A 5,613-nucleotide genomic window follows, 5' to 3' on the forward strand; every position below is an offset into this window, starting at 1 on the left:
GGGGCCATACACATTGACCATCACCCGGCCCGGCGCCCAGCGGTCCACCAGCTCCGGCGGACACGGCTCGGCCCCGATCACCAACGCAGTGAAATCCAACCCCTCGACCGACAGCATCCCGGCCGCCGACGGGGTCTGGGTCAACACCGTCACACCCTCACCCACCAGCAGGGCATGAAACTCCTCAGGCGACCGAGCCACCACCTCGGGAACCACCACCAACCGACCACCATGCAGCAGCGCCCCCCAGATCTCCCACACCGAGAAATCAAAGGCATACGAGTGGAACTGCGTCCACACCTGCCCGGCCGACAGCTCGACCCCGATATCCAGATCGTCGAAGAGCTGCGCAACGTTATGGTGGCTCACCGCAACACCTTTGGGCACACCCGTAGTCCCCGACGTGTAGATCACATGCGCCACATCAGCCGGCGACGGCGCCGGCAGCGGGGTGCTCGGCTGGTCCGCCACCGCCGCATCGGCCACGTCGATGACGGTCAGGTCGAAGCCGTGGAACTTCTCGGCCAGCTCGGCGGTGGTGACCGCGGCCATCGGGGCGGCATCGGTGAGCATGAATTCCACCCGCGCGGCCGGCAGCGCCGGGTCGATCGGCAGATAGGCCGCCCCGGATTTGAGCACCGCCAGGATCGCCACGATCGCCTCGGCCGACCGCGACAACAGCAGCGCGACAAACTCACCCGGGCCCGCGCCGGACTCGACCAGCAGATGCGCTAACCGATTGGCCGCCTCGTCGAGCTCCCGATAGGACATGGACCGGCCCTCGAACGTCACCGCCACCGCATCCGGAGTCCGCGCCACCTGCCCGCCGAACAACTCCACCACCGACACCGGCACCACCGCACGACCCAACGCCGACACATTGCCCCACGCACCGAGTCGCGCGCATTCGGCGGTGTCGAGCACATCGATCGAGGACAGTCGGCGATGCGGGTCGTCGGTGATGGCGACCAACACCCGCCGCAGTCGCTCGGTCAGGGTGTTAACGGTGTCCGGGTCGAACACGTCGGTGCGGAATTCGACGGTTCCGCCGATCCCGGCGGCCCGGCCGTCGTCGCTCCAGCGGGCTGACAGTGAGAACGTCAGGTCCATACGGGCGGTACCTGTTTCGACCGGCTCGGCGCTGACCTGCAGGTCCCCCAGACGAAGCTCCGCCGCGTTGGCACTCTGCCAGGCGAGCATCACCTGGACCAGGGGGTGATGCGCCAGGGAGCGGCTGGGGTTGAGCCGCTCGACCAGCACCTCGAAGGGCACATCCTGGTGGTCGAAGGCCGCCAGGACGTGCTGACGCACCCGGGCCAACAGCTCGGCGACGCTGGGATCACCTCCGAGATCCACGCGCAACACCAGGGTGTTGACGAAGAATCCCACCACGTCGTCCAGCGCGGAGTCACGGCGGCCGGCGATCGGAAAGCCCACCGCCACATCGGAACTCGCACTGATCTTGGCCAGCAGCACCGCCAAAGCCGCCTGCACCACCATGAATTCGGTGGCGTTGTGCGCCCGCGCCACCGCATGCACCCGTTGCTGCAATTCCGCGGGCCAGTCGATGCCCACGCTGGCCCCGCGATGATCAGCCACCGACGGATACGGCCGATCCGTAGGCAGCTCGATACGCTCGGGCAACCCCGCCAAGGCTCGTTCCCAATAGGCCAGCTGCCCAGCGATCGGGCTGTCCGGATCGTCCAGGTCTCCGAATTGCGTCCGCTGCCAGATCGCGTGGTCGACGTACTGCACCGCCAGCGGCGCCCACTGCGGCGCCCGGCCGCCGCTGCGACTGGCGTAGGCGGTGCCCAGATCGCGCACCAGTGGATTCAGCGACCAACCATCCGCAGCAATATGATGGACCACCGCCACCAACACATGCTCGTCATCGCCGCGACGGAATAGCTTTGTTTGTATGGGTATTTCGCTTGCGAGATCGAACGCGTACCTTGCTGCGGCATCCACACCCTCCTTTATCCGTGCCGGCGACCAACCGGCGGCATCAATTACGTCCCACCCGACTTGCGCCCGCTCAGCGGGAATCACCACCTGCCGCGGTGTCCCGTCGGAGACGGCGAACACCGTGCGCAAACTCTCATGTCGAGCCACCACGTCGAGGAGGGCGGCGTGCAGGGCCTCCACGTCCAATCGACCGCGCACTCGCAGCACCGCCGGCATGTTGTACATCGGCGACGGTCCCTGCAACTGATCGATGAACCACAACCGGGACTGCGCGAACGACAACGGCACCAACTCCGGCCGTGCACCCGCCCGCAGCCGCGGAATCCGTTGTGTGCCAGCACCGGCAAGCCGCGGCGCCAACTGTGCCACCGTGGGCGCCTCGAACAGCGTCCGCACCGAAACGCCGGCGTCGAAGGCGGTGTTCACCGCCGCGAGCAAGCGCATCGCCGACAGCGAGTCGCCGCCGAGGTCGAAGAAGGAGTCGTCGACGCCGACGCGTTCCACACCGAGCACCTGGGCGTAGATGCCCGCCAGGATCTCCTCGATCGCGCTCGTCGGGGCCCGGTAGCGGTCGGCGTCGGAGTATTCCGGTGGCGGCAGCGCGCGGATGTCGAGCTTGCCGTTGGGGGTCAGCGGCAACGCCTCGAGCACCACCACCGCCGAGGGCACCATGTATGTGGGGAGCCGCTGACCCAACCAGGCCCGAATGTCGGTCGGGTCAGCGACTCCGGTCACATAGCCGACGAGACGCTTGTCGCCGGCCCGGTCTTCACGGGCGATCACCGCCGCATGCTCAATGCCGTCCAATTCGCTTAAAGCGGCGCGGATTTCGCCGAGCTCGATCCGGTAGCCGCGGATCTTGACCTGCTCGTCGGCGCGGCCCAGGTACTGCAACTGCCCGTCGGCGCCCCAGCGGACCAGGTCACCGGTGCGATACATCCGCGCGCCGGGTGCCCCGAACGGGCAGGCGACAAACCGCGTCGACGACAGGCCCGGGCGGCCCACATAGCCGGTCGCCAGGCCGCCGCCGGCCACATACAGCTCACCGACCACACCGACGGGCACCTGACACAGCCAGCCGTCGAGCACGAAGAAGGCCAAGTGCGCCAAAGGCGTTCCGATGGGGCTGATGTTGCTGTCGACGTCCCCGTCGACGATCTCCCGGAACGAGGCGTGCACCGTCGCCTCGGTGATGCCATACATATTCACCAGACGGGGCGGGCCCGGGTGACGGTGCAACCACGTGGCCAACCGGTGCGGCTCGAGCGCCTCACCACCGAAGACCACCGTCTGCAACTTCAACCGCTCACCCAATTCCGGGGCCAACGCATCAGCGCTTTGCAGCGCATAGAACGCCGACGGCGTCTGACTCAACACGCTGACCTGCTCGCGAACCAACAACGCGTGCAGGTCTTCTGGCGATCGGACCACGTCGTCGGGCACGATCACCAGACGCCCGCCATACAGCAACGACCCGAAGATTTCCCACACCGAGAAGTCGAACGCCAATGAATGGCACTGGGTCCAGACCGCGCCCGCACTCAGTCGCGCGTCGATCGCTTCCAGCAGCTGGGTGACATTGCGGTGGGTTACGGCCACTCCCTTGGGAATTCCCGTCGAGCCGGACGTGTAGATGAGGTACGCGATGCTGTCCGCCGCCGGCACCGGAAGCCCGGTGGTGGGCCGGGTTGCCACGGCGGGGTCGTCGATGTCGACGATCACCCCGGCGAACCCGTCCAGCCGGGCGCGCACCTCGGCGGTGGTCACCGCGGCGATCGGCGCAGCATCACCGAGCACGAACTCCAACCGCGCCGCCGGCACGCTCGGGTCGATCGGCACATACGCCGCCCCGGTCTTGAGGACCGCGAGGATCGCCACGATCGCTTCGGCCGACCGCGGGATCACCACCGCCACTCGCTGACCCGGGCCCGCGCCCCGCTCGGAAAGCAAGTGCGCCAACCGGTTCGTCGACTCGTAGAGCTCGCGGTAGGTCAACGAGCGCGCGCCAAAGGTGATCGCCACGGCCCCTGGAGCGCTTGCCACCTGCGCGGCGAACAACGCCGGAATCGACACCAACGCCATCGGCGGCGCGGTGACTATCGCGCGGTTACCGGCCACGTCGAGCCGCTCGCGTTCGGCCTCGTCGAGCAGGTCGATCGACGACAATCGTTGAGCCGGATCGGCGGTCATGGCCGCCAGCACCCGATGAAACCGCTCGATCAGCGTTTCGATGCTCGACGGGTCGAACACGTCGGTGCGGAACTCCACCGCTCCGCCGATGCCGCCCGGCCGGCCGTCCTCGGTCCACCGTTCGTTCAGCGAGAAGACGAGATCCATCCGGGCGACCTGGGTGTCCAGCGGCAGAGGCGTGACCTGCACGTCGCCCAATTCCAGTCCGGCGGCGGGGCCGTCATGCTGCCACGGCAGGTTCTGCCAGGCCAACACCACCTGGACCAGCGGGTGGTGGGCCAGGCTGCGGCTGGGACGGAGCCGCTCCACGAGCACTTCGAAGGGCACGTCCTGGTGTTCGTATGCCGCCAGGCTGCGCTGCCGCACCCTGGCCAACAGTTCGGCGACGCTGGGATCGCCGCCGAGATCCACGCGCAGTACCAGGGTGTTGACGAAGAAGCCCACCACGTCGTCCAGCGCGGGATCGCTGCGTCCGGCGATCGGAAAGCCCACGGCGACATCGGAAGTCGCGCTGAGCTTGCCCAGCAGCACCGAGAGCGCGGCCTGCATCACCATGAACTCGGTGGCATTGTGTGCCCGCGCCACCGCGCGCACCCGTTGCTGCAACTCCGCGGGCCAGTCGATATCCACGCTCGCCCCGCGATAATCGGCCACCAACGGATACGGCCGATCCGTCGGCAACTCGCCGCGTTCGGGCAACCCCGCCAGGGCTTGTTCCCAGTAGGCGAGCTGCCCGGCGATGGGGCTGTCCGGGTCCTCGAGGTCGCCGAATTGCGCACGCTGCCACAGCGTGTAGTCCACGTATTGCACCGGCAGCGGCGCCCAGTCCGGCACCCGGCCGGCGCGCCGGCTGGCATAGGCCGTCCCGAGGTCACGCACCAGCGGCGCCAGCGACCACCCGTCCGCGGCGATGTGGTGGGCCACCGCCACCAACACGTGATCGTCGTCGTCGAGCCGGAAAAGCGTTGTCCGCAGAGGAATCTCGTCGGACAGATCAAAGTGGTGCCGGGCCGCGGTGCCGATCGCAGCACCGAGTCGCTCTATCGACCACCCGTCGGCGTCGATGACCTGCCAGGCGGCGGCGGTGGACTCGGCTGTGAGGACGACTTGGCGAGGTCTTCCCTGGTCGGCGACGAAGACCGTGCGCAGGCTTTCGTGGCGGCCGACCACGTCGGCCAGGGCGGCGCCCATCGCGTCGGTGTCCAGGTGTCCGCTCAGTCGCAGGGCGACGGCCATGTTATGGACCGGGGACGGCCCGTGCAATTGGTCGAGAAACCAGAGCCGGGACTGGGCGAAGGATAGCGGCACCACGGGGGGCCGGTCGACCGGCGCCACCCGCGCGAGCTTGGTCCCGCCCCCGCGGATCCGCGGCGCCAGCTCCGCGACGGTGGGTGCCTCGAACAGGGATCGGACGGTGAGGTCGGCGTCCAGATCGGTATTCACGGCCGAGACGAGCCG

The 5,613-nt window shown here is 68.2% G+C and carries 1 protein-coding gene; it reads right to left on the bottom strand.

Annotated features, from left to right (window positions below; genetic code table 11):
* On the bottom strand, nt 1-5,613 hold a 5,613-nt coding region (locus A5622_RS24585), incomplete at both ends, for a non-ribosomal peptide synthetase (protein ID WP_156753081.1).

Source organism: Mycobacterium sp. 1245801.1 (genome assembly GCF_001673055.1).
Taxonomy (GTDB): Bacteria; Actinomycetota; Actinomycetes; order Mycobacteriales; family Mycobacteriaceae; genus Mycobacterium; species Mycobacterium europaeum_A.